The following is a 21,481-nucleotide window of genomic DNA, read 5'->3' as shown; positions in this document are numbered from 1 at the left end:
TCAAGAGCGCATCCGGCATCAAAAGACGCCGTTTTTACCCCGTCTTTCGCCTTCTGGGAGTGAAAGGCAGTGTTTTTGTCCACCTTTGCAAACGATTAACGGTTCATTCATGAAACACTTAAGAGCTTGATGGTGCAGAAAAGTGGAAGCATTTACCTAGATGAACGACTTGAAACCTTCCGGCATTACCGGTATCGGGTCTTCGCACGTACCTTGTGCGCCGTGAAACCTTCAGTCGAGGCGTCCGCATACATGAGTACCGCTTGGCGGGCCCTGGGGACGTCCACTGTTGGCCTGCCGGAGTACTCCGCACGCTTGGAACGCAACCAGTGGGGGAGGTCGTCCAGTGCCAATAGATCGGTCGGGAGTTCCGGATGCAGGACGACTCGTGGCGACACGAAGAGACCCGCGCCAGCGACCGGCCATATCGCAGGAAGCTGCTCTCGGAGGAAACGGATCTTGCTGCGGTTTTGTTCGATAGGCGAGCGGCGCTCGTCCGCCTTTCCGTTGGGCGCGATGCGTGTCAGCATCGCGGTGCAATGCGACGGCGCGATGCGGCCGGACCAATTCTTCGTCTCGAAAACGAAGACGCCGAACGGCGTGATCGCGAGGTGATCGATCTCCGCGGTAGGGAACGCAGTCCCGGGCGCATGTTCTATTAGTAATGGCCCTTCGTGCAGGTAGAAGTTATCGCCGCACAGCCACCTGAGGGTCGTTCGAAGCTTTGCTTGAGCCAGAGCTTCGCCGGCCGCACCGATTTCGTCCGATGAGCGTTTAGCGCGGTGGGCGCTGCGCGAAACAGATCGGCTCCGCCGCTTGATGGCTTTAAATTCGTGATAGCCGCCGACTGCGACAAGCATTTCGAAGAACATTCGCTGCCTCCCTGTTGAGCATGTGACTAGCATGCCAAGGGCAATGGAAGTCAAGGGAGCGCCGCGGCGCTGCCACGTTCCAAGCCGAAAATCGAAAGGCGGTGTGAAATTGGGAGCTTTCGCGCGCACGCGCTCGCGGCCCACGCGTAAATTGCCTGTTATCCCCGCGTCACCGACGCATCGACCCAAGCCGCCGCTGAGCATGAGTGGGCGCGCTTGCGATCTCTTCTTCCATCCGCAGAAAGTTGCTTCCGCCACGCCTTCATCGAGCCGTGACGAAAGCGTCTCTCCGCGCGCCCGTTTTTCCCTGCTCACCCGAGCATCGAAAACCATCCAGCGCTGTACTGGCTGGACATCCCCTAGTGCGTCTTTTTCTGGAGAGAAAAATGCCGAAGCAGTTGGTCATGAAGGCGATGAAATCGCCCGGCTGGTTGGTCGCTGTTTGCTTTGCGTTGTGGCTTGCTGCGCACTCGTTCTTCGCCTTTCTGTTTGTTTCTGCCACCGTCGCTGTATGGATCAAGAGATCCATCAAGGCGGCGCTGAAAGAGGAGAAAGCTGAGGATTCGAAGGCGCCAGCGCACGCCGTTGTCGCTCCGGCTCCCGCCGAGGCCAACGTCACGCCCATCAAACGTCAGTACGCCAAGTCCGCAGTGGTCGTTCCACTTAAGACAGGCACCGACGACTAGTCGCTACGCCTGAATGTCAAGACTGCCCGCGCGGGCGGTCTTGACCCCTCACCCCAACGGGAAGCCATCCCGTTGCGGGCATGGGTTCCCGTTTATCGGAGATTCCCATGCAAGCAGAAGTAGCAGCATGGCAACTGGACATGTTCGACGCTCCTCCAGCGCCGATCACGCGTGCCCGAGCCAAGCCTGATCCTCTGCCCGATCCGCATCTGTGGAGCGAGGCGGTAAAAGACAAAATGGTCGACGCGTTGATCAGTCTTGCGACTGACAGCAGGCGCGGCGACAACATGCCCGAGTCGTTGATGGACTGCGCTGTACTTTTCAGCGAGCGACTCAGAAACAGAAAGAAGATGGAACTCGAAGACTACCGAGCAACGCTCGGCTGGGTCATGGAGTTCTGGAGCGGGGCGTTGCCGTATCGGTTCGTCTGCCAGATCAACGGCGTCGATCCCGAGTTCTTGCAAGACGTCATCCTGAGCAACCCGCTGCTCAAGCGCGACATGGAAGAAGTGCGTCGCGAGTGCTTCGGCACGCTGGTATAGGAGGCCGACGATGAGCACATCAACATTCGGCCGGCTGATCGGGACGCTTTTCGGAGTGACGCCGCAGCCGCAGCGTCGCAGCGACAATCCCACAAGCCATTCATCCCCGATCGAGGTAGGTAAGGGCGGTGCCAACGAACGGCACATCGCCATCGCAGGACAACCGATGTTGTTCCGCGATGAAGGTGGAGTCGTCGTGCAGTTTCGTCCGGCGTTCGACTACGAGCTGCGCCCCACGGCTGTCGGCATGAAGCTGATACCGGCGCTCGCGCCGCACTGGGAAGTGCTGCACGAGTACAAGGGCACGTTGACCGACGCCATTGCGGCTGCACTCAAGGGCGCTCATGCGCAGGACACGCCTCCGCCCGACGCCAAACCCGTTCGACCAGTCAATGTCAACGACGCGCGACCCCGGCAAGAAGTTACGGACGCCGTCGTGACAGCGCCCCCTCGACCCGCTGAGTCGTCAGATCGGCGGACCGAGCGCGCGAGGTACGGGGTCTTGAGAGAGTGGGGGGAGAAACGATTCCCCGATGGCAAGCGCCCTGACAAGACGTATGAATCGTTTTGCGTGACGCTCGAGCATCGCGGCGAGATGCACGTTCTCCAAGGCGAGGGCCTCCGTGACGCAATCGCAGAGTCGGCCTGTCGCATCGGTGACCGCGTTGAAGTCAAGCGGATCGGCAAAACCAAAGTGCCAGCAGTCGATGGACGTGGGCGACCTAAGCTAGACGCCAGCGGCGAGCAAGTGCTGTGGGACAAGTGGCTTTGGTCTATTTCCAAAAAATCTTAAGGGAGTTAGTTATGGCATCAGTAAACAAAGTCATCCTCGTCGGCAACCTCGGGGCTGATCCTGAGACGCGCTACCTGCCGAGCGGCGATGCGGTCGCCAATATCCGACTCGCAACGACCGATCGCTATAAAGACAAGGCCTCGGGCGAAATGAAGGAGCAGACCGAATGGCATCGAGTGTCGTTCTTCGGTCGGCTGGCTGAGATCGTCAATGAGTATCTGAAGAAGGGCTCGTCGGTGTACATCGAAGGCAGAATCCGCACGCGCAAGTACACGGACCAAGCCGGGCAGGAGCGGTACTCGACGGAAATCGTCGCAGACCAGATGCAAATGCTCGGCGGCCGCTCTACGGGCGATCGTTCATCCAATGACGGCTTCGAGAGCCAACGCCCGGCACGTCAAGAACGCTCGCAGCAGCCGCGATCGAGCAACCCTGCGCCGGCGAGTCGCGAACCGCAATCGACGTCGTATGGTGGAGGAGGCGGCTTCGCAGATGACGACGACATACCCTTCAGGCCGCATCTGATGGGCCGCGAGTGGGCTGCGATCTGATCCCGTAACGGCTCACCTCGCTTCCTGTTTCTTCTCACGTTCGTTGCTTCGTCGAACCGGAAACGGTCGGCGAAGCCGCGAAGCGTCTCTGTCCTACGCGACACGACCTCATTCGTCGCTACACCCACCTTTCGCTTCCCCTGCTGAAAAAAGCCGCCCGCCGTGCTCGCCTCGCGCGAGGCGGACGGCTTTTTTGAGCACGGTTTCACCGCCTGTTCAGGCATCGACCTCAACCACACCACAAACTGGAGTGACAATGAATGTGAAGGACATCAAGCTGTCCCCGGAACAGTGGATTGCGTTGCTCCAGAGGTATGGAGTGCCCGCAAGCTCACTGACCGGGAAGGGCGCACCCTGTCCCATCTGCGGCGGAAACGACCGCTTCACCTACGACAACAACCGCGGCCGCGGCGACTGGGTCTGCCGCAAGTGCAACGACGGCGACCGAAAAGCCGGCGACGGCTTCGAGCTCATCTGCAAGTCCGCCGGAATGACGTTCCGCGAACTCATGATCGAACTTGAAGGCGGCAGTCTGGCCGATGCGCGGCAAAACCGAGCGCAACCGGCGGCCCCGGCGCCTGGCCGAAAGGTCGACCCCGAGTGGGCGCGCAAGCGTCTCGACTCGATGTGGGATCGAGCGACGCTGGTCGGTTCCGATGGCCTCGTTCCGCGATACCTGCGCGAACGGGTGCCGGGTCTGAAAGTGGCGCCGTCCTCAGCGTTGCGCATGGCAATGCTCGATTACCGCCACGAGAAGAAGATCATCGGTCAGTGGCCGGGCATCCTTGCCCGCTTCACGTTGCCGGACGGCCGGCTCGGAACGTTGCACCGCACCTTCCTTGAACGCTCGAAACCGGCGAAAGCGTCGATCGTCACTAACGATGGCGAGATCCTTCCGGCCAAGCTGAACGACGTGACGCTGCATAAGCTCAACGGCGGCGCAGTCCGGCTGATGGATCCGGTCGACGGTGAAATGGGCGTCGCGGAAGGTCTTGAGACGGCGTATGCCGCGCACATGCTCTTCGGCGTGCCGGTCTGGTATTGCTTGAATCGAATCCTTCTCGCCGATTTTGTTGTGCCGGACGGCCTCGGAATCCGCGTCGTTCATATCTTCGCGGACTTCGATGCGGTCGATCCCCGCACCGGCAAATCGCCGGGCGTCGATGCTGCATTGAAGCTGGCGAAGCGGCTGCGAGCTGAAGGCTACACGGCTATGGTTCACCGGCCGAAAAAGCGGGAAACAGATTTTGCCGACGAGTGGTGTGCGTCTCAGGCAGCGCATCGCCCTGCGATGGCAATGGTGGTGCGCCGCGACGAACGCGAAGCACTGCACGTTTGATTGTTTGATTCCGCGGCCGTCTGGCCGCTAATAGTAACTTTCTGCCCGGTGGGGATTCGTCCCCGCTGGGGCCGCAATCCGCCCGAGCTTTTCCAATGGAGAAAAGGAAATGAGCTTCAGCATGATTGTTGGCCGGTATGAAATCGTGGCAACTTCCGGTGTCGAGAACGGCTCGGTCAGGGTAGGGAAGTCGCAGGCGGAAGCCTATGACGTCATCGACCGGAAGCGAGGCGGTCATGCCCGACTGGAGAAACAAGGCGTCACGCTGGACACTGCTTGGTTTTACTGCATTCGTCGACAGGCGAGCGCACAAGGTGTATCTCTGCTGCATTGAAAACCCCTTAAGACAAAAGCCCCGACCATTGGTCGGGGCTTTTCTGTTTGTGGCTCGCGGTTCAGAGGCTACTTGTAGCGCACGACGTACCACAAACGCCACCTCAGGATAAAAAACGTGACCTTGAGGAAAGGCACGAGGAGGCCGGTTGCCCAAAAAATAATGAATGCGCCTGAGCCGATCAGCATTTGAGTCAACCCGCTCTTTGGCAGATAGGCACAGACCCACATCACGAAGAGAGACGCCATGGCGATGATGAGGCGTCGCGCAAAAAAAGGCAGTGCCATGAATTTAGCGTACATCATCGGCTCCGTTGGCTTGGCGGAACAGAGCGCGATGAAAAAAATAAGCCGCCTCGAAAGCAGCCAGCGCGGCGGCCACGAGAATCCACATGCGCACGCCGCGCGTCCAGTCCAGTTGCGTCAGGTTATTGAGAATGTCCATAAAGCGTCTCATTGGTCGTTGATCAGGATGTGCATCGGCTGCACTTAGAACTCATCTTGCCATCAAAGCGCCGAAGTCAAGCCACAGCGCGAATTAGCCGGGTGGCGATACTGTCACCATGTTGCAAGCAAGTCGCTTGATCCGGACCGCTCGTTGGCTTAGATGGAGTTTCTAAGTTTTTCAGCCGGGCGCGAACCCGACTGCGGGGCAGTCGGGGAGACGCGATATCTACGATAAAAGCGGTGACCGGTGCCGGGCGACAGTCAGCTAGAAATTAGAAAATTGATCGCCGATCTCATCGTAATTGAAACGACCAAGCTGTGCGGGCAAATCTTGATCAGCTGCGCGAGAAGGTGCTGCCGAATGCGCCGCAACAGTCGAGATTGACGATGCAGGAAGAGCAGAGGCTTTAGGAGCCGAGAGCGCTTCGACCGGCTGGTCCGCATTGGCTGGCAACGGTTCGCGTTTGCCGGCACCGACTAACTCGCGCCCGCCGATCACGGCCCGTGCTGTGTCGCTCGCAAGTGATCGGAGCACGGCCGCGCGCAATCGTGGATTATGTTCTTCCAGACGCTGATAGAGCTCAGGGTAGAGAGCCTCGTCCACCGTCACCTTGATCAGCATCTTTCTTGTCATACTGCCACCCCGAGCTTACGCTCACGCGCGAGCGTCGATTCGCCGATGATCAGAAAGCCCTTCGCGTTCGCAAAGCACGGCGCATCCATCAATTGAACCCGATTCTTTGGAAACGCTTCCCGAACTGCCGACTCGTAAAGAGCTGCACCGCCGCCGCTCAGGACGATGGACCGAACTGTGCCGGTGGCGCCAACCTTTTCTTGGATCGCTTTGATCGTGCTCCGGACGACTGCTTGAGACTTTTCCACGTACGGTTCGAGATCCATCTCCTCGCTATAGAAAAGGAAAGGCTTCTTCATCCGCAGGCACTTATCGAGTTTCTCGATATCGGTGACGATCTCGCCCCGCCCTTCGCTGATCAACGATGCAATGCGCTTGTAGACTTGGGATGCACCGCCCGGAACCCCGCCGCTGCGCGCGTCGTTCATCGTGAAGCCGTTTGCGACCACCCAGTCGGTTGTGAAATAGCCAACGTCGATGACGATATGCTCATTTTCCCGGTCGAACTCATCGCCGCCGTACTCGGAAAAAGAGACGAGCGAACCAAGAGGCTGCGGGATGACTTTCACGCTGCCAATACGCACTTTGTGCTCACCAAATGTCAGCGTGCCGCTGAACGCGTCGCGCACGGAGTCGGCGTACTTGCCGATGCTATGAACTGGTAAGCCCAGAACTAGACGTTCGACTTCCGTCACGCCGGCGAAGTGAAGGGCGCCGTAGAGCAGCGCCGCGTAGTTCGGCGTTGTGCAGAAGTCCTCAGACAGCGTCCGGCCTGCGTTCCCATAAGCTGACGATCTTTCAACGCCGGGACCGACTTCATACACTGTTCCATCGATTTCAATGGCAGCCACTTTGCGATCGGACAGCACACCGTTGGCAAAACTCGAGACCGCCTCGCTGACGCGAAGCGGGGCAAGCGAAGGAAACATCATCGTCGCGAGGTCTGAGCCCATACGAAACGCGCATTTAGTATTGCCGTAACCAACATCAACTGCAAAAACCTGTGTTTTCATGATTCTCTCTCCAGAGTTCAGATAAGCCGTTGCCAACAAAGTTTGCCCGGCCCCTGGCCGGTCCCTGCGTGGCCGATACACGGGCCAAGAGCAGCGTTCTGAAGGGTGAAGCTGCTCGTAGGTCCCCTGTTTGGTCCCTGGTTGACCCTCGTTGGGGCCAAGCCGCGACGCGCACTGAGCGGCAAGTCTTGCTAGGGAACCTACAGGTACCCACTAGGGGCCAAAGCTGCTGCTGACGGACCTAATCTATCTGGAACGCCGCAATGTCAAGGAAGCAAAAGCTCGCAACATTTAGGCAGCTTTTGACTCTTCGCATGATCACGGCGCCGGTATTCTTCTAATCACCAACCGCGCGCATGCGCATCGACCTCCTGAAAAGGACCATCGAGGGGACCGCTTTGCCTAGCGAAAACCCCCTCTGTTACGGCCGCAAAATGAACCCGCCTTTTTCTGAATCTAATCAAGTTCAAAGCGACCCAAGTTGAGGACGCTGGACACGCGATATCCATTGGGTTTGCGGGCCGTTATGCCCGAATCTTCGAGTTGAGACGGCTTGGGAGTGGACGCGGACACGGTTCCGGTCGCTGCTGCTGAGTACCTCAACGACGATGGACGCATCCCTACAGCACACGACGCTGGGTACGTTGCATGAGGCCCGACACACCGCGGCCGATTGAACGCGCTTTGGGATGGGGGATGAGCGAGCCACGGAAGGCGGACTTAACTCTGTACGGAAGACGAACGGTCGGCGCAACCGGAGAACAAACAGCGCATAACGATTACCGAGCAAATGGCCAAGGTCGTGCTGTCAAAAGACGGGGCACACGGGCGCGCGAGAGCGTGCTCTGGCCGGCGCGGTAGCCGTAGCAGCGGCACAGCCGAGTCGCGCAGCGAAAAGCGCGCGATTGGACTGCTGACAGCAGCGGGGAAAAACACTCAACGACGAGAGGTGCCGCGAAGCGGGCCCGCGTTGATTGGCACCGGCAGTTGTCAGTGGCGGTCACCACGCGAAGCGTGAGACTCGCAGCACGCGGCAATACGGACGGTCGATGCACGTTTCTTCCACGTGCGGGGCTATCGAATGGAATCGCTAAAGGACAGGAAGGCAGGACCCGGCGGGGATACGCAGCGTGCAGCGCAGACAGCACTCGGGGATAGGCTCCCGGGGCATTCGACGCGGCAGCAAACGGCGGCGCACCGCGCAAAGATAGCGGACGGTCGTCGAATCGGTTTTCACAAGAGGACAAGGCGGTGCTGAAGCCATCAAACAATAGCGTGCGTTCTCTGCGACCCGGCGTTAGAGGCAGGATTGGACTTTGATGTCATCGCGGCAACTCGTACCAGCGACTGCGCGGAGGAGCCTAGTTCTACGGAACTCCTGCGGCGAGCGGCCTCGAGCTCCGTGATCCCGCATGTTGCCCCGGACAACGCTGAAGGCCGGCGAGCGAACGCAATTCGGTCCCTTTCGGACACGGGTTACAGGCAGGGCGGGCGGTGCAAGAGGACGTTCACGGGCATAGACCATATGTTCGAAGCCGACGTCGCGTGGTCGATGTGGCGACTTGCTGCGAGGTACGGCTTTGACGATGCACGTTCGAGGCGAAGAGCGTTGCGACACGCGGCCATTGCTGGCTGGGCCGCCGGATCGTGGCCGCCGGGCAAATCGCTGCTTTACGGCGCCGCGCTAAACGGCGAGTTTGCAAGCGCGTTTGAGAGAGGCCGGAACATGTACCTAGCGGCGCGCGAAAAGCTGAACAAAAAGGGGGATTGAAAGGTGACGGTGACTGTCTACGTGAAAGGGATTCTGGCGGACTACCCGGGGTTACGTGCCGATTTCAAATCGGCGCTCGACGTGCTGTTCACCGCCAATGTGAATCGCGTCCACAGCCGTACGCGAATCAGCAGCAAGCCGCTGTCGGTCAAGACGCAGGACTATCGCCTGCGCAAGCTTTGCCGGTCGTTCGTCGAGCTGCGCGAAAACGGATTCGCGCTCCAGTCGCCGTATGCTCTCAAGGAGAAGCACATCGAGTTCCTTGTCACGCTCTGGCACAAGAAAGGCCAGAGCCCAGGGACGATCGAAAACAAGTTGACGTACTTCCGCGCGTTCGCACAGTGGATCGGCAAGCCCAATCTTGTCAGAAAGCTATCGGACTATATCGATAGGGACGAGCACGACTTCCATCGGTCCTATGTTGCGACGGAGGACAAATCGTGGGAAGGCAACGGCATTGATGCCGCATTAATCATCGACGGCATCGCGAAGACCGATCCGGTGGTCGCCGTGCAGATGAAGTTGCAGTCAGCATTCGGGCTCCGGGTCGAGGAAAGCTTCCTGCTGAGGCCAATAGACGCAGTGCGCAAGGACGGCCGGCTTAATGTGGTTCACGGCACGAAGGGAGGTCGAGGACGCACCGTCCCGATCGATTTCAAGCTTGATGTTCTGCGGGAAGCGGCAAACTACGTCAACAGCACTACCGGATCAACGATTCCGGATGGCTATACGAAGACCCAATGGAAGGACCACTTTTACACGGTGCTCAAGCGACACGGTGTGACGAAAGCCGGTCTGGGCGTTACCTGCCATGGCCTCAGGCACGAGTACCTGCAACAGATGTTTGCGCGATATGCGGGTGTTCCAGCGCCGATCAAAGGAAGCGACGCACGGGCGGACAAACGAATGCAAGATGAAGCAATGCAAGCGGTCGTTGAGGCGGCCGGGCACAGCCGCAAGCAAAAGGCGGGTGCTTACCTGTCGAGCTACTCTGCCCAGAGGAAACTGAAAACGCCAAAGGTGACGATTGAGCAGGTCAACAATGCGCTCGCCGCTAGCAACGGCGAGAAGAAGGCTGCTGCCGCCGCTCTCGGTATCTCTAGAACGGGCTTGTACCGCATTTTACAATGCGAAAAGTGAGCCGACTAAGGGGGGTGTGAATATCCGGCCCATTTTGTAACAGGGCTTTTTTATCTTAAATTCAACAACTTGACTCTTAGGGCTGTTTGAATGGGACGCTCTCCGGAGAGCGTCACTTTCGCGTTTCAGTCCAAGAGCCAGCTCAACTGCGGACTGGTCATCGCGTGATACGTCAGGATCACGCCGAGGGCGAGCAGCGTAAAAAGCTGCGGCGCTAGTTTGTTGCGGAGTCGGTAGGCGGCGACGATGTACTGGATGGGTGACATATTCGGTCCTTGTTTGCCGTGTCTAGTTTGTAGGTTCCTTCAGTATGACCGGCGCCGAATGAAGTCAAGTCACCAGCGGTTGCGGTCGGGGAGGTCATCGACCGCCTCGTTGACGCTGTTTTCAAAGTTGCCTTCGTCACCGCCTGTCGCGGGAATCCGGGGAAACTGGACCGAAGCGATTCCGTCAATGTATATGCGCTTCGCTAGCTGCTGCAGCTTTCGGTATCGCGCCGCATCGCGGAGGACTGTGTCGACTGGCCAGAACTCGCTCATTGTAATTTTGCTGTCGGCGATTTTCTTGGCGAGCATTTGGAAGATCGGCCCGCGTTTCTCCCAGTCGTCTTCGTTCCTCGAGAGGAGGTCGATCAGGTAAGCATCGTCGACTGCGCTAACTTCTTTTCTTACGAGCTGAAGCAGATCGCCCTCGGTGGCTTTCGGCCGCCGCATCCGAGCATTCCAAATCTCGCCGGCCTTGTCCAGTGCAGCGTAGCGGTCGTTGCCGATCGGGATCCAAGGCGTCTGCATCCCGCATTCTTCGCAGAAAATGCAGCAGACCTTCTCATAGGGAACGTCGTACGGTGAGCGCGGTTCCATGTCTTGCATGGGCGGCGCCAAACTGTTGCCGAGGCGAGCAAAGTCGCGCTCAGGAGCCGACGGACGTCCGACTAATCGCTGCGAGAATCCGAAAGACCACTTCCCGCCGCAATGGTCGCAGGGAAACAGTTCGTCAGTCATGGCGCTGTCCTGTCGCCGGCAGTCCGGCGCTTTGAAATATTTGTAAGCCGCCGTGGATTATAGCTACCTGCGTGAGGGTGCCCGACCGCGCTGGCCGAAAGTCACCTTTCCAGCCGGCCCACTAGACTTTTCAGTGCCAAGAGTTGCTTCTCGAGTTCATCGGCAGACAGTCGATGCAACTCCCGTTCGTCGTCGCTTAGCGGGATGCCGTTCGGCATGCGCTCACTTTCGACGATGTCGCGTAGCGCGTTGATCGCGGTTCTCAACGCCAAATTCGGACCGACCTTCATCGCGAGTACCTCCTCGAGAGGATTACGGCGCGAAGCGTGAGTCGAGGGACGTCATGCCGCTACGCGGTTCGCCGCAATCCCATTGTAGTCTTCGTGACTGACGAGGCGTAGCGGTGCGAGCGATGGGGCGTCAAAGAGCAGGCGATAGGATCGGCCAACTGGCACGGAAACCAGCTTGCCGGCCGAGGACTTGATGAACTTTCCGTCGAGTGAAAACGGATGCACGCCGCTACTGACCTTTGCGAGCAGATCTCTTGCCTCTCGTTGTACGGCCGCGAGGTGTCGCACCATGGAAAGGTCGATCGGATCGTCGGTGGTCGAGACTCGCTTCGCAGCGCGCTTCTCTTCGAGCGCGAGACGGCGCTCAGCCTTCTGCTTCTCTTCAGCCGCGCACGCGTGGCAGTATTTGCCCTTGCCGCTGTGACCGCATTCGAAGGTTCGTTTCATGGTGCATTCCTGAGTCGTTGGTGATCTATTGCACCACTGTTCGACGGTTGGTCAAGTGTCGGTAGACGACTTATTCGGGCTTCTTTTCGCCCGGCGACATCGCATCGAGTTCCCGCGATAACTCTAGGATTCGAGCGTCGGCGAGCTCGATTCGAGATTTGAGCCGGTGGATGTGCCCCATCGCCAAGGCGTACTGCTCGGACATCATCGACAGCGCCCAAAACGGACTGAGCGTGACATGACAATCGGCGCACATGACGATACCGCCGCGTTCGACGAGCCGAAGATTTCGGTGTGCACACTGGGCCTTAACATCGCGGGGCGTGTTAGGAGCGACGGCTCGCTTGCCGAAGGGAATGACCTTGCGCATCGACGGTCTTATGAATGACGCGTGGCCGTATCGATTGGCGAAGTCTCGACGGCCGCAATGGCGTTAGGCGCAAACAAGATGCTGGAGATGGCTGGGTCGCGGCGATAGTGGAGTTCAACTACATCGAGGAATTCGCGAAAAGACGCGGTATCACCGGCGGCGATCGCCTGGTCCCGATTCGCGAAGCGAAGGTCAGTTGGCGCGAACGCGTGCTGCTCTAGCCATTTAACGTGATCAACGTTGGGCAACCACCACCGGTTCCAGCGTATGGTGAACGCGAGCCATCCCTTGCCTGACCGCTCCAGTTCATCCCAAGTCGCGTGGAAGTCGAGTATTGCACCGAGGGAACTGAAGAACACCGCGCGTAGGGACGTTTCGTCCGCGGCAGCAACGACGATCTGCTTGCGTCGTTCATCGACGGCGTCGATGGTGCTGGCCATCGCGAGCGCGGGGTAATTCACTTGCCAGTCGGCGTTACGCGCGACTGCTCGATTCAGAAAAAACGAGTTTGAGGCCATATCATTTGCTCAACATTTACGGATGCGCTCAAAGTAGCCTAGAAGGCGCGACCGTCAAGTCAACGGTTTAGGAAGCCGTACTGACGCGAGGTCGGCCGGGGGATCCACTCAACGCACGGCTTTGAGTCGCGCGCGTACAGCGCCTGTTTCTCTTTCTTGCGGGCAAGGTATTGCTCATTGCCTTGCATCCCATGAATTTCGATCGCCGTCGGCTGTCGGGTGTCCGTCAGTTGAAAGTCGGGCAGCATGACGTCGCCGGCCTCGAGCCTCAAAGGCTTGATGAAACGTCGGCGCTCGGCAACGAGCCGGTTGGCCATCTCCACCTCATAGCTCGAATCGCAGGGAAGGAAACCGCTGCTGCACAGTTGCAGCGCAAGATCGATGATCCGAAGATTTCCGTCCCGCGTCCGCTCGATCAAGGCGAGAATCACGACGCGCGCACTAGCGTTACCGACCATCGCCCAGGCGGACCTAAACGACGCGGCGGCCGATTCGATAACGTGTGGGGAGGCGAAGAATGTGCGCTTCGTTTGGCGCAGCGTGACGACGAAGCCGTACTTCGAGGCCATCACGCCGCGGAGCTCGCCGAGCAGCAAACGCCGTTGAGATGCTTGGGGTGTGTTCGTAATCTCGTCTAGAAACGCATTGAACTCGGCGACAATGGATTGCGCTTGGCTCTCGTCGTGTCGACGCATGACATGCAAGACCTCGTGGATAGGCTTACCGTTAAGCTTGCCATCGCCAAGAGCGGCCACGAGCTGTGCGTTGCACTGGCCCCAACCGCGGGTAGAACCTCCTTGCCAGACGTGCAAATTGGCCTCAAGCCAAACGCGTTGCAACAACCCAAGGAGCGGCGCCGCGCGGCGAGTTGTGGTGGTGAGCGAGGAGCCGCCTTCAGCGCGTATCGACCGTTCGAGCGTTCGAACAGATAGCGAGACGTCGAGCTTGACGTTCAGCCCAGCGGGCGTTTGCTGGATTGCACTGAGGGCGTCGGGCGTTCTTCCATCTTTGATTGACGCCGCGGCATAGAACGGACATGAGATCTCGTCGTGGTTTGGCCCGTCGTCAGGCCATCTTGCGAGATGAAAAAGCGCGCCGTAGCGTCGCACAACGAGGCGCAACGGTTTGCGCGCGACGCGCTCCCGGCAGTGGCATACAGCGTATCCCGGTGACTTCTTTGCGCGTTCGAGCTGGCGCGCATACCGCGCCGGGTTGTCTTGAACGTCTTCGAGTGCGACTGTGAGTCCGTCAAATGACACTTGCACGATGTCTTGAGGCCTCGCTCAGTGTGAGGTCCACCTGATTGGCAGGAACCTTGTGGATGTGTGCACGGGTCCCGAGGAGATTGGCCACTTTGCGTACGCTCAGGCAAAACTGCTCGGCGTGCTCGCCGCTCGGAAAGCGAAGGCCGATCGTCTTTACAGCGCCGGGCGCGGCTTCGTCGCGCGAAAAGACGGAGCCGGTTCCGACGAGCGCGTCGATCCAGCTGTCGGGGAAGCCAGGAGACGGTACAGAGTCAGCACGCGCGCCGGCGGCGTCCTTCGTGAAGTCCTCGAAGCTAACAACGATCAGATTCATCTTGTTTTGATAAGGCGAAATTGGTCGCACGGCGCTAGGCGGCAATGGCATTGGCTTCGCGCGTGGCTCGGCCTCGAGCCACGTGCGCGTCGTAGAGCGCAACGGCCCCCATGATGGCGACGATCGCACTGAAGCCGCATGCCGCCAGCAAAGCGGCTAATCGCTTTTCGTTGGCAGCGAGTTCCGCAGCGCGCAGTCTCTCTGCTGAGTCCAGGTCACGTCGCTGGGCTGCTAGGGCTGCAGCAAGCGCCGTCTCGTCCCTGAAGCCGTATTTAGACAGCAGAAATGGACGGCCAGCGGCCGGGACGTGTTCCATCGCGTCGGACAAGCCCTGAAGTCGTGCGGCGATGCTTGTATCAACGACGACCTGAACGGCTGAGCGTTCGATCGTGAACTGGCGCGCGACAACGCTGACCGCTCCGGTCATGCCGATGGCTGAGGCACTAAGGAACGCGATGGTCGCAATGTGACTTACTTTCATGGACGTGCTCGAAGGGATTGCACGCACGCGCGTGCACCTCGAAATTCTGATGTCAGCAGGCCAGCGGCGGACCGGCGAAAGGGACCGAAAAAGTTGCGCCTTTCGGGGCGGATGCGCGCGCTTGCGCGTTTTGCGCCAACCGTAGATGTATCGCCAACGGCGGGCGGCGGCTGAGGTTATCCCCAAGGTTAGCCACAGAAACTGTGGATAAGGTTTCCGAGCCTGAGCACGAAAGGCACCATGAAAAGATCGCCTTTCGTGTCAGCGGCGGAACCTCGTGCATGTACTGTTGCACTATCACCCGCGCTTCTAGCGCATCGACGATGCGGCGCTAAGCAAGCTCGCCGCGCAATCAATATCTTTCTTAACCCGCAGGGGCATGTCCCCTTTGCGGGCGTGCGCCTGCTCATTTCTTGGAGCAACGCATGTACACGCAATTAATCGAGCAATTCAAGACGGCACAAACCGCGGCAGCAGTAGCCTATGGCGCTGTAGTTCAAGCGGAACGCGATGTCTTTGCTGACGGACTCTCCGAGTATTCGGCGATGGAAGTGCGAAGCGAATACAAGGGCGAGCGCGAGCTCAGCACGTTCTGCCGAAGGCTGCTCTCGCGGCTTGTGATGGAGGCGAGTCGCAAGTTCGCACCTGCCGGCGGCAGAATCGAGATCGACCAGAGCCGCGAACTCGACCGATGCGGCCTCGACGTCGACGAGGATCTGAGAAAGGGCAAGGTCCCTGACTTGGACGGCTTCTGGCAACACCTCGAGCGAACGTTCGGCGGCGAAGCTGGCGAGCGCGTTGCGTTCGAGCAGGCTGCGAAAGCCATCATCAACGGCTTCTGGCTGAAGCCCGATACCGAGATCAAGCGCACCAGCAGCGCGGTGATTCTCGAAAAGCGCGTCACCTCCCAGTCGTGCTTCCATTCGAAGGGGCAACGCGAGGTCTATTACTCCTCTCAGCAGGCGGTTGCCACAACCTTCGACGGCTTGGCGACCTTCGCGAGGAAGCATCAGTTCGGCGCGCTGGCGATGCAACTGCGCAACTTCAGCGTCCATCGACTGACGTTCTCAACTCGCGAGAAGCTGTCGTTCACGGGGCTGGAGATCGTACTGTTCAACGACAAGTGGCAGTTCAAGTTCGCTCACGACGTGGGTGACGCGTTGTCCCTCTTCATCAGTGAGTTCGGCGCCACGTACCTCGCCTCGCGCGACCGGTACTAAAGCGTCCACCGTTCCATCCTTTCGACCCGCTCCGGCGGGTCTTTTCATTTCTAGAGGCAATTCATGCAGAGAGATCTGTTTTCGTTCGAGCGGGACTGGTATGAGCCGTTGCGTGCGATCAGAAGTTTGGGGTCGCAGTCGCCGTCCATCGCCCATCAGGGCGAGCTGGCCGCGGCGCGCCGTCAGCACCTCGGCCAATTCTTCACGCCGAACGCCATTGCGGCGTTCATGTGGAGCTTCGTCAGCGGCTGGAAGGTCAATCGGCTTATCCGGATCCTGGATAACTCGGTCGGCTCTGGCCGGCTGCTCCAGTACGCAGACCCGGAACGCCATGCCGTGTACGGCGTGGACGTCCACGCCGATGTCATCCAGCAGTGCCAAAAGGTGTTTGAGGACGCGGGGTTTGATTGCGAGTTCCGGCAAGCTGGCATGGAGGACATCCATCCGGCACGCTTCGACATCGCGATCATCAATCCGCCGTTCTCAATCCATCTGGAGTCGCCGCACCTGCAGACGCTGGAATGCACGACGTGGGGCCGGTACGGCGCGCACACCAGCGCGTTGAGCCACGATTACGCCGTCCACCAAGCGCTGGAGGCGGCGAATATCGTCGTCGCGCTCCTGCCGATCACCACCGCCGAGTCGATGATCGCGGGCGAGCAGGGCGACCGCTTGAAGCGCCGCGTGGCTGGCCTGTTCGAACTTCCAGCGGACGCGTTCAAGCCGGAAGGCGCGAATGTGCGCACGGCCGTGGTGGTGTTCGACCGATATCGCGATCGTCCCTCGGACTTCGTGCGTGCGTTGGTTGATGATCTGGCCAAGCCAGGCCCAGACCTCGGGCTGCACTTCGAGGAGCGATCCTTCGGGGAAGCTCGGCTGCGGCTGCAGAAGCTCGATGAAAGCGTGCCGTTCATCACGCGTGCGGTCACCGGCGACAAGTCGGTCAAGGTCTCGCACGATGGCCGGCGCATTCGCTTGTCGTTCGCATGCGGCTTCAACGAAGCGATGGTGCTCAACGCGGTTCTCGTGAAGCGCATTTACTCGCGCGACGGCCACCGGCTGCCGCGTGGCTTCCGTTACTCCGGGCAAGGCTTGCTGGATATGGAAACGTATCTGGTGCAAGACGATCCGGTTGCGGCCTTTGGTCAGTTGCTTGATCGAATCCGCAGCGTCGGTGGCGAGCCGCAACTCGCGCCCGGCTTCATGGAGCACTTCATCAGACGCATGCGTCGCAGCGTACGACAGGCGATACCGCTGCGGCACGTGGCGTGGACAACTGGCGCTGGATCGCGAGATCAGGTGTCGGGCATCGCGAAAGAGACCCACAAGGTCGATGCGACGCGCTGGGCCAGTCCGCTCATCAAGGCGGGCGACGAAGTCCAATTTGATCGCGAAGCCGACGGACGGTACCGATACGCGCTGCAGGGCGTTTGGTATCACCTGTCGGTCGACGAGCTCAACGCGCGGTTCGCGGTCGAGAACGTCAGTGAGGGATGGGAGGTGGTGCACGAAGGTCTGTGCGCACGCTTTCCTGACCAAGCAGCGGCGCTGCGCTCGCGCGTGAAGGCGCTCGGCGTCGATCAGTGGCTCGACTGGGAGTTTCAGGTCGACGATTTGATCGAAACGCTGTTGAAGCCGACTGGATGCATAGTCGCGTGGGAGCAGGGTTGCGGCAAGTCACGGCTCGCGTTGGCGCTGATCCTCGTCTCCGGTGTGAAGCACGGCCTCATCGTCGTTGAGTCCCGGCTCATCGAGGAGATGTTGAAGGAGATCGGCCAGTTGCCGATCGCGGCCGATCAGGCGAAGGTAATCGAATCAGCGGCGGACCTTGGTGACCTCCGACGAATCAACCTGATCTCGTATGAGCGGCTGCGCATGCCGGTCGATAAGGCAGCTTCCGGGCGCGTGACGTATGCCCATCGACTTCGCCGCCGTATCGGCCTGCTGGTGGCCGACGAAGGCGAGCGCCTCGCCAATCCGACAAGTGATCAGAGCCGCGCGCTTTGGCAGCTGTCGGCGCGGCGACGGTTCGTTTTGACGGGAAGTCCCGTCCCGAACTACCCGAGAGATGCGTTCGGTCTGATCGCGTTTTCTGGTGGTGACGGAACGGCCGCTCAGCCGTATGGCTATCGCGTCGGCTACCTGGAGCAGAACTGGATCAATTCGGTGGAGTACGCGATGCGCGGCGTCGATCGATTCAGGGACGACTTCGTGGTGCTGGAGTGGGTGACGTGGCAGTTCGCGGAGAGCCTGCAGGACGGGGCGAAGCGCGAGGTGCCCAAGATCGGCAACCTGCACCTGTACCGGGCGATGCTCGCGCCGCATATCAAGCGTCGGCTGGTCGCCGAGCCTGAGGTGTCGCGCTACATCCGGATCGAGCCGCCGCAGTTCGAGGTGGAGACGGTCGACTGGGATCGCGGCCATCTGGCCGCGTACCTGCGTGCTGCCGACGAGTTTGCCGATTGGTATCGCTCATCGCGCGATGACAAGAAGGCGTGCAACCTGGTGACGATCCTCGCTCGTATCCGTGCTGTTCACTTCTCTGCCAACTACCCGCAGTTCGGGATGGAGGGCGTGGAGTACATCGGCGGGTTGACGAGCAAGCAGCGCGCGATTGTGGCGCGCATGCGTGCAATCGCGGCGGAAGGTAAGCAAGCAATCGTGTTTGCCGAGAACCCCGGCGTGCTCGATCTTCTGGCGCGCGAGCTGGATGCGCATGGTGTGCAGACAGTCCCGTTTCATGGCGAGATCCCGATCAAGCGTCGCGTGGCCGATAAGGACAAGCGCTTTTTGGGCGGACTGGCAACCGGGCTGATGGCCACCAAGGCATCGGGCCGCGCCGGCTACAACCTGCCGAACGCCGACTACATCCTCTTCTATGACCGCTCGTGGACGTGGCGCATTGAGTATCAGGCGATGCGGCGCGCGCTGCGATGGAACCGGAAGGGCGTGTTGAAAGTCGTCTATTTCCACCTACCAGGAAGCATCGACGAGTATCAGGACCAAATGGTCGCGCACAAACGTGATGCGACGCAGGCGGGGCTGGACTGGGCGACGCCGGAACTGGACGACGAGACTTTTTTGCATATGGATTCGTTGCTGGATCGCTTCGTCGATGACCTTGCATTGCTGTCGGCGGAAACGTCCGGTGACATGCGAAAACTTTTGAAGGAGGCAGCTTAAATGCCGAAAGACTCGAACGTGTTTGTGGTGGTCGGGGAGGGCGTCGTTACGGTTAAACGTGAAGGCTCTAATCGCGCGGTGCTGGCGAAAGTCCTCGGCAAGGTACAAGTCGATGGCGTCGAGGTGCTGTGCCTCGACCGTCTCGTCCATGAAAGCCATGAACAGCAGTTTGGCGAGTGGACTTTGGCGGGGGCAGTCACGACTTTGTTGTCTCGATCTTTGCCGCCAGGGACTGGCACTGCAGCATAGGACGCAGCGGCATCCGGGCGGTGCCGCTTGTCACAGCCTTTGATCACAACCCGGCTTTCGAGCCGGGTTTTTTTTGGGTTCTTCGCGGCTTTTTGGGAACGGACCGTATGCGACCGACTCCGGTCAGACGGCTGTCTCCAAAGCGGCCAGTCAGCCGAATTCGAGTATCGCGAAGTGGAGTGCCGATAAGCGGCCGTTGGCGATCTCACCTGATCGGCCATAAAGAGTCGCTCGCCTGCTGCGTCGTTTGGCCGCTCAGACGCCGGCTCCGACTCAATATCGGCCATTAGACGGCCGAGCACTTTGCCTGGCCAACGGTACGATGGTCGGCACCGCAGCTCTTGTGAGATGATACGAACAATGTCGCGACCACAGCGGTGTAACGAATGACCAAGTTTGCCTTTGTTGCCTATCCTTCTAAAGACCAGTCGCTGCTGGGCATCTTGCGAAGTGCCGTGAAGAAAGTCACAGCAAGAACTCAAGAAGTCCGGTATGAACGATGGGAATTCAATGATATCGCGGGCACGCCACTGATTTCCCCGATCATTGAGAAAATCGACGAATCCGCTTTCATCGTCGCTGACATCACCTATCTAAACCTTAACGTGGTTTATGAAATTGGTTACGCGATCGGGAAATCGAAACGGGTTTTTCTGATTAGACACTCGAAGACAAAAGGCGACCGTGACATTGCAAAGCAAGTTGGTATCTTCGACACGCTCGGGTTTTCCGAGTACGACGACGATGAATCTTTGGCGTATCGTTTGACGGGAGAGATAGGGGAGATTCCTCTGTCAATCCAGAACCCAATCGATACCAAGGCGCCGGCATATGTTGTAGAGCCCCCTTTGAAGGGCGCTGCAGCGACAATGATGACCTCCCGGTTGAAGAAAGCGCGGTATAAATATAGAAGTTTCAATCCCACTGAGGACTCGCGCCTTTCGGCCGTCGATGCGATCAAGCAGGTGGCCTCATCAGCTGGAGTACTCGTATCGTTCGAAAGAGAAGACAAGGACTGGGCGCAGATCCACAATGTCCGAACGATGTTCGTCGCGGGACTCGCACATGGTATGGAACGCCCGACGCTTATTTTAGCGCCCTCTAATTTCGCCTCGCCGCTAGATGTCAGGGATGATGTGAAGACCTATGGGCATCCAGACGATATCGCGGAACACATTGCCAGCTTGGTTTTGGATGTGACCGACTATCTCCAAGAGGTCGAACCCCCGAGAAGAGCGGGGGACAGATCCCTTCAAAGCTTGACGTTCGGTGATCCGACGGCGGAAAATGAGATGACCACCCTGTCAGACTATTACATGCGAACTGATCAGTTCAATCGATCGCTTCGAGGAGAAGTGAACCTAGTAGTAGGTCGGAAAGGATCGGGAAAAACTGCGTTGTTTCTGCAGCTCCGGGATAGAATCAGAAGCGACAAACGTAACGTAATGGTCGACTTGAAGCCCGAAGGATACCAGCTCATTAAACTGAAAGAAGATCTTCTCGCGTATTTGACTGAAGGGTCGCGACAGCACCTTATTACTGCGTTCTGGGAATATTTGCTTCTTCTAGAAGTCGCTTACAAGGTCCTGGAAAAGGACCGCGTTATACATAAGCACAATCACGATTTATTCGATAAATATGTGAGATTGGAGGCCGCTTACAAGGTCGAGAGCTTCTCCACAGAGGGAGATTTTTCCGAACGACTTCTCACGCTGTCAAATCGAATTGCACTCGAATATCGGGCACGGTACGGCGATACGCCGGACACGAGGCTGTCGGTTGAGGACGTCACCTCCCTAGTCTATTCGCATGATATACGGGCGCTTCGAGAGAGTCTGTCCGATTACTTGAATGAGAAACAATCGGTCTGGATATTATTCGACAACCTCGATAAAGGGTGGAACACCTCCGGGGTTGATGTTATAGATACCATTGTTCTTCGTTGTCTAGTGCATTGCATCATTGAATTGGCACCCCAAGTGTGTTCAGATGCAGGTCATGGGCAAAATGAATCTGACCGATA

25 protein-coding genes are annotated in these 21,481 nt (G+C 58.8%); 11 read left to right on the top strand and 14 right to left on the bottom strand.

Translation table 11 applies throughout. The features are described 5' to 3' along the window. Positions 1 to 185: 185 nt before the first annotated feature. Entirely contained in the window at positions 186 to 872 is a 687-nt protein-coding gene (locus tag NCR35_RS27825; protein WP_250537135.1) for a nuclease-related domain-containing protein, read from the bottom strand. 386 nt (positions 873 to 1,258) lie between these two features. On the opposite strand from NCR35_RS27825, the gene NCR35_RS27820 reads away from it, so the two are divergent. The 6 genes from NCR35_RS27820 (at position 1,259) to NCR35_RS27795 (ending at position 5,117) form a co-directional block, all read left to right on the top strand. Further along, positions 1,259 to 1,558, top strand: coding sequence for a hypothetical protein (locus tag NCR35_RS27820; RefSeq protein ID WP_250537134.1), 300 nt, complete (start codon positions 1,259 to 1,261; stop codon positions 1,556 to 1,558). Between the two features lie 107 nt (positions 1,559 to 1,665). Continuing rightward, the gene (locus tag NCR35_RS27815) at positions 1,666 to 2,100 is read left to right on the top strand and encodes a hypothetical protein (protein WP_062255929.1); all 435 of its coding nucleotides are present in this window, start codon (positions 1,666 to 1,668) and stop codon (positions 2,098 to 2,100) included. Positions 2,101 to 2,110: 10 nt separating this feature from the next. Continuing rightward, positions 2,111 to 2,893, top strand: coding sequence for a hypothetical protein (locus NCR35_RS27810; RefSeq protein WP_250537133.1), 783 nt, complete (start codon positions 2,111 to 2,113; stop codon positions 2,891 to 2,893). An 11-nt stretch (positions 2,894 to 2,904) separates the two neighbouring features. Next, a complete protein-coding gene (ssb, locus tag NCR35_RS27805; RefSeq protein WP_061138281.1) occupies positions 2,905 to 3,444 on the top strand; it encodes a single-stranded DNA-binding protein in 540 nt (179 codons plus the stop codon). Between the two features lie 256 nt (positions 3,445 to 3,700). Next, positions 3,701 to 4,783 carry a DUF7146 domain-containing protein gene (locus tag NCR35_RS27800; protein WP_250537132.1) on the top strand — a complete coding sequence of 361 codons (1,083 nt, stop codon included), beginning with the start codon at positions 3,701 to 3,703 and terminating at the stop codon, positions 4,781 to 4,783. Positions 4,784 to 4,892: 109 nt separating this feature from the next. Further along, a complete protein-coding gene (locus NCR35_RS27795) occupies positions 4,893 to 5,117 on the top strand; it encodes a hypothetical protein (protein ID WP_008343128.1) in 225 nt (74 codons plus the stop codon). 68 nt (positions 5,118 to 5,185) lie between these two features. Here the strand turns inward: NCR35_RS27795 and NCR35_RS27790 are convergent, their stop codons facing one another. From NCR35_RS27790 to NCR35_RS27775, 4 genes are all read right to left on the bottom strand, one after another. After that, on the bottom strand, positions 5,186 to 5,404 hold the full coding sequence (locus NCR35_RS27790) for a hypothetical protein (RefSeq protein WP_250537131.1): 219 nt from the start codon (positions 5,402 to 5,404) through the stop codon (positions 5,186 to 5,188). Positions 5,405 to 5,408: 4 nt separating this feature from the next. Beyond that, complete coding sequence (locus NCR35_RS27785) at positions 5,409 to 5,561, bottom strand: hypothetical protein (protein ID WP_250537130.1); 153 nt, start codon at positions 5,559 to 5,561, stop codon at positions 5,409 to 5,411. A gap of 267 nt (positions 5,562 to 5,828) precedes the next feature. Next, the gene (locus NCR35_RS27780; protein ID WP_250537129.1) at positions 5,829 to 6,185 is read right to left on the bottom strand and encodes a hypothetical protein; all 357 of its coding nucleotides are present in this window, start codon (positions 6,183 to 6,185) and stop codon (positions 5,829 to 5,831) included. Between the two features lie 8 nt (positions 6,186 to 6,193). Continuing rightward, positions 6,194 to 7,210: a PRTRC system protein D gene (locus tag NCR35_RS27775; RefSeq protein WP_250537128.1), complete on the bottom strand. Its 1,017-nt coding sequence runs from the start codon at positions 7,208 to 7,210 to the stop codon at positions 6,194 to 6,196. Between the two features lie 1,774 nt (positions 7,211 to 8,984). Here NCR35_RS27775 and NCR35_RS27770 point away from each other — a divergent pair. Further along, positions 8,985 to 10,121, top strand: a complete 1,137-nt coding sequence (locus NCR35_RS27770) for an integrase domain-containing protein (protein WP_502801732.1) — start codon at positions 8,985 to 8,987, stop codon at positions 10,119 to 10,121. A gap of 125 nt (positions 10,122 to 10,246) precedes the next feature. On the opposite strand, the gene NCR35_RS27765 is transcribed toward NCR35_RS27770, so the two are convergent. The 9 genes from NCR35_RS27765 to NCR35_RS27725 all read right to left on the bottom strand — a co-directional run bounded on the left by NCR35_RS27765 (position 10,247) and on the right by NCR35_RS27725 (position 14,806). Continuing rightward, positions 10,247 to 10,387 carry a hypothetical protein gene (locus NCR35_RS27765; protein ID WP_250537126.1) on the bottom strand — a complete coding sequence of 47 codons (141 nt, stop codon included), beginning with the start codon at positions 10,385 to 10,387 and terminating at the stop codon, positions 10,247 to 10,249. A gap of 69 nt (positions 10,388 to 10,456) precedes the next feature. Beyond that, a complete protein-coding gene (locus tag NCR35_RS27760) occupies positions 10,457 to 11,122 on the bottom strand; it encodes a Lar family restriction alleviation protein (RefSeq protein WP_250537125.1) in 666 nt (221 codons plus the stop codon). Between the two features lie 101 nt (positions 11,123 to 11,223). After that, positions 11,224 to 11,412 carry a hypothetical protein gene (locus NCR35_RS27755; RefSeq protein WP_250537124.1) on the bottom strand — a complete coding sequence of 63 codons (189 nt, stop codon included), beginning with the start codon at positions 11,410 to 11,412 and terminating at the stop codon, positions 11,224 to 11,226. Positions 11,413 to 11,463: 51 nt separating this feature from the next. Beyond that, on the bottom strand, positions 11,464 to 11,859 hold the full coding sequence (locus NCR35_RS27750) for a DUF7682 family zinc-binding protein (RefSeq protein WP_250537123.1): 396 nt from the start codon (positions 11,857 to 11,859) through the stop codon (positions 11,464 to 11,466). Positions 11,860 to 11,929: 70 nt separating this feature from the next. Further along, a complete protein-coding gene (locus tag NCR35_RS27745) occupies positions 11,930 to 12,229 on the bottom strand; it encodes a hypothetical protein (RefSeq protein WP_250537122.1) in 300 nt (99 codons plus the stop codon). Between the two features lie 8 nt (positions 12,230 to 12,237). Next, the gene (locus tag NCR35_RS27740; RefSeq protein WP_250537121.1) at positions 12,238 to 12,669 is read right to left on the bottom strand and encodes a hypothetical protein; all 432 of its coding nucleotides are present in this window, start codon (positions 12,667 to 12,669) and stop codon (positions 12,238 to 12,240) included. Positions 12,670 to 12,806: 137 nt separating this feature from the next. Then, on the bottom strand, positions 12,807 to 14,012 hold the full coding sequence (locus tag NCR35_RS27735; protein ID WP_250537120.1) for a DUF1173 family protein: 1,206 nt from the start codon (positions 14,010 to 14,012) through the stop codon (positions 12,807 to 12,809). Continuing rightward, a complete protein-coding gene (locus NCR35_RS27730) occupies positions 13,996 to 14,325 on the bottom strand; it encodes a hypothetical protein (RefSeq protein ID WP_250537119.1) in 330 nt (109 codons plus the stop codon). The genes NCR35_RS27735 and NCR35_RS27730 overlap by 17 nt, the downstream gene beginning before the upstream one ends. Before the next feature lie 34 nt (positions 14,326 to 14,359). Continuing rightward, positions 14,360 to 14,806, bottom strand: a complete 447-nt coding sequence (locus NCR35_RS27725) for a hypothetical protein (protein WP_250537118.1) — start codon at positions 14,804 to 14,806, stop codon at positions 14,360 to 14,362. A 413-nt stretch (positions 14,807 to 15,219) separates the two neighbouring features. On the opposite strand from NCR35_RS27725, the gene NCR35_RS27720 reads away from it, so the two are divergent. The 4 genes from NCR35_RS27720 to NCR35_RS27705 form a co-directional block, all read left to right on the top strand. Continuing rightward, positions 15,220 to 16,026, top strand: a complete 807-nt coding sequence (locus NCR35_RS27720) for a hypothetical protein (RefSeq protein ID WP_250537117.1) — start codon at positions 15,220 to 15,222, stop codon at positions 16,024 to 16,026. Between the two features lie 63 nt (positions 16,027 to 16,089). Then, positions 16,090 to 19,209, top strand: coding sequence for an SNF2-related protein (locus tag NCR35_RS27715; protein WP_250537116.1), 3,120 nt, complete (start codon positions 16,090 to 16,092; stop codon positions 19,207 to 19,209). After that, entirely contained in the window at positions 19,210 to 19,458 is a 249-nt protein-coding gene (locus tag NCR35_RS27710) for a hypothetical protein (protein ID WP_250537115.1), read from the top strand. Positions 19,459 to 19,844: 386 nt separating this feature from the next. Then, a partial coding sequence (locus NCR35_RS27705) for a P-loop ATPase, Sll1717 family (protein ID WP_250537114.1) occupies positions 19,845 to 21,481 on the top strand: 1,637 nt, incomplete at its 3' end.

The organism is Caballeronia sp. AZ10_KS36 (assembly GCF_023631105.1).
Classification (GTDB): Bacteria; Pseudomonadota; Gammaproteobacteria; order Burkholderiales; family Burkholderiaceae; genus Caballeronia.
This window is presented reverse-complemented; position numbering and strand designations above follow the sequence as displayed.

Coding starts and splice junctions, on each gene's coding strand:
- NCR35_RS27825 (WP_250537135.1), bottom strand. CDS start 872: ATGTTCTTCGAAATGCTTGTCGCAGTCGGCGGCTATCACGAATTTAAA.
- NCR35_RS27820 (WP_250537134.1), top strand. CDS start 1,259: ATGCCGAAGCAGTTGGTCATGAAGGCGATGAAATCGCCCGGCTGGTTG.
- NCR35_RS27815 (WP_062255929.1), top strand. CDS start 1,666: ATGCAAGCAGAAGTAGCAGCATGGCAACTGGACATGTTCGACGCTCCT.
- NCR35_RS27810 (WP_250537133.1), top strand. CDS start 2,111: ATGAGCACATCAACATTCGGCCGGCTGATCGGGACGCTTTTCGGAGTG.
- ssb (WP_061138281.1), top strand. CDS start 2,905: ATGGCATCAGTAAACAAAGTCATCCTCGTCGGCAACCTCGGGGCTGAT.
- NCR35_RS27800 (WP_250537132.1), top strand. CDS start 3,701: ATGAATGTGAAGGACATCAAGCTGTCCCCGGAACAGTGGATTGCGTTG.
- NCR35_RS27795 (WP_008343128.1), top strand. CDS start 4,893: ATGAGCTTCAGCATGATTGTTGGCCGGTATGAAATCGTGGCAACTTCC.
- NCR35_RS27790 (WP_250537131.1), bottom strand. CDS start 5,404: ATGGCACTGCCTTTTTTTGCGCGACGCCTCATCATCGCCATGGCGTCT.
- NCR35_RS27785 (WP_250537130.1), bottom strand. CDS start 5,561: ATGGACATTCTCAATAACCTGACGCAACTGGACTGGACGCGCGGCGTG.
- NCR35_RS27780 (WP_250537129.1), bottom strand. CDS start 6,185: ATGCTGATCAAGGTGACGGTGGACGAGGCTCTCTACCCTGAGCTCTAT.
- NCR35_RS27775 (WP_250537128.1), bottom strand. CDS start 7,210: ATGAAAACACAGGTTTTTGCAGTTGATGTTGGTTACGGCAATACTAAA.
- NCR35_RS27765 (WP_250537126.1), bottom strand. CDS start 10,387: ATGTCACCCATCCAGTACATCGTCGCCGCCTACCGACTCCGCAACAAA.
- NCR35_RS27760 (WP_250537125.1), bottom strand. CDS start 11,122: ATGACTGACGAACTGTTTCCCTGCGACCATTGCGGCGGGAAGTGGTCT.
- NCR35_RS27755 (WP_250537124.1), bottom strand. CDS start 11,412: ATGAAGGTCGGTCCGAATTTGGCGTTGAGAACCGCGATCAACGCGCTA.
- NCR35_RS27750 (WP_250537123.1), bottom strand. CDS start 11,859: ATGAAACGAACCTTCGAATGCGGTCACAGCGGCAAGGGCAAATACTGC.
- NCR35_RS27745 (WP_250537122.1), bottom strand. CDS start 12,229: ATGCGCAAGGTCATTCCCTTCGGCAAGCGAGCCGTCGCTCCTAACACG.
- NCR35_RS27740 (WP_250537121.1), bottom strand. CDS start 12,669: ATGGCCAGCACCATCGACGCCGTCGATGAACGACGCAAGCAGATCGTC.
- NCR35_RS27730 (WP_250537119.1), bottom strand. CDS start 14,325: ATGAATCTGATCGTTGTTAGCTTCGAGGACTTCACGAAGGACGCCGCC.
- NCR35_RS27725 (WP_250537118.1), bottom strand. CDS start 14,806: ATGAAAGTAAGTCACATTGCGACCATCGCGTTCCTTAGTGCCTCAGCC.
- NCR35_RS27715 (WP_250537116.1), top strand. CDS start 16,090: ATGCAGAGAGATCTGTTTTCGTTCGAGCGGGACTGGTATGAGCCGTTG.
- NCR35_RS27710 (WP_250537115.1), top strand. CDS start 19,210: ATGCCGAAAGACTCGAACGTGTTTGTGGTGGTCGGGGAGGGCGTCGTT.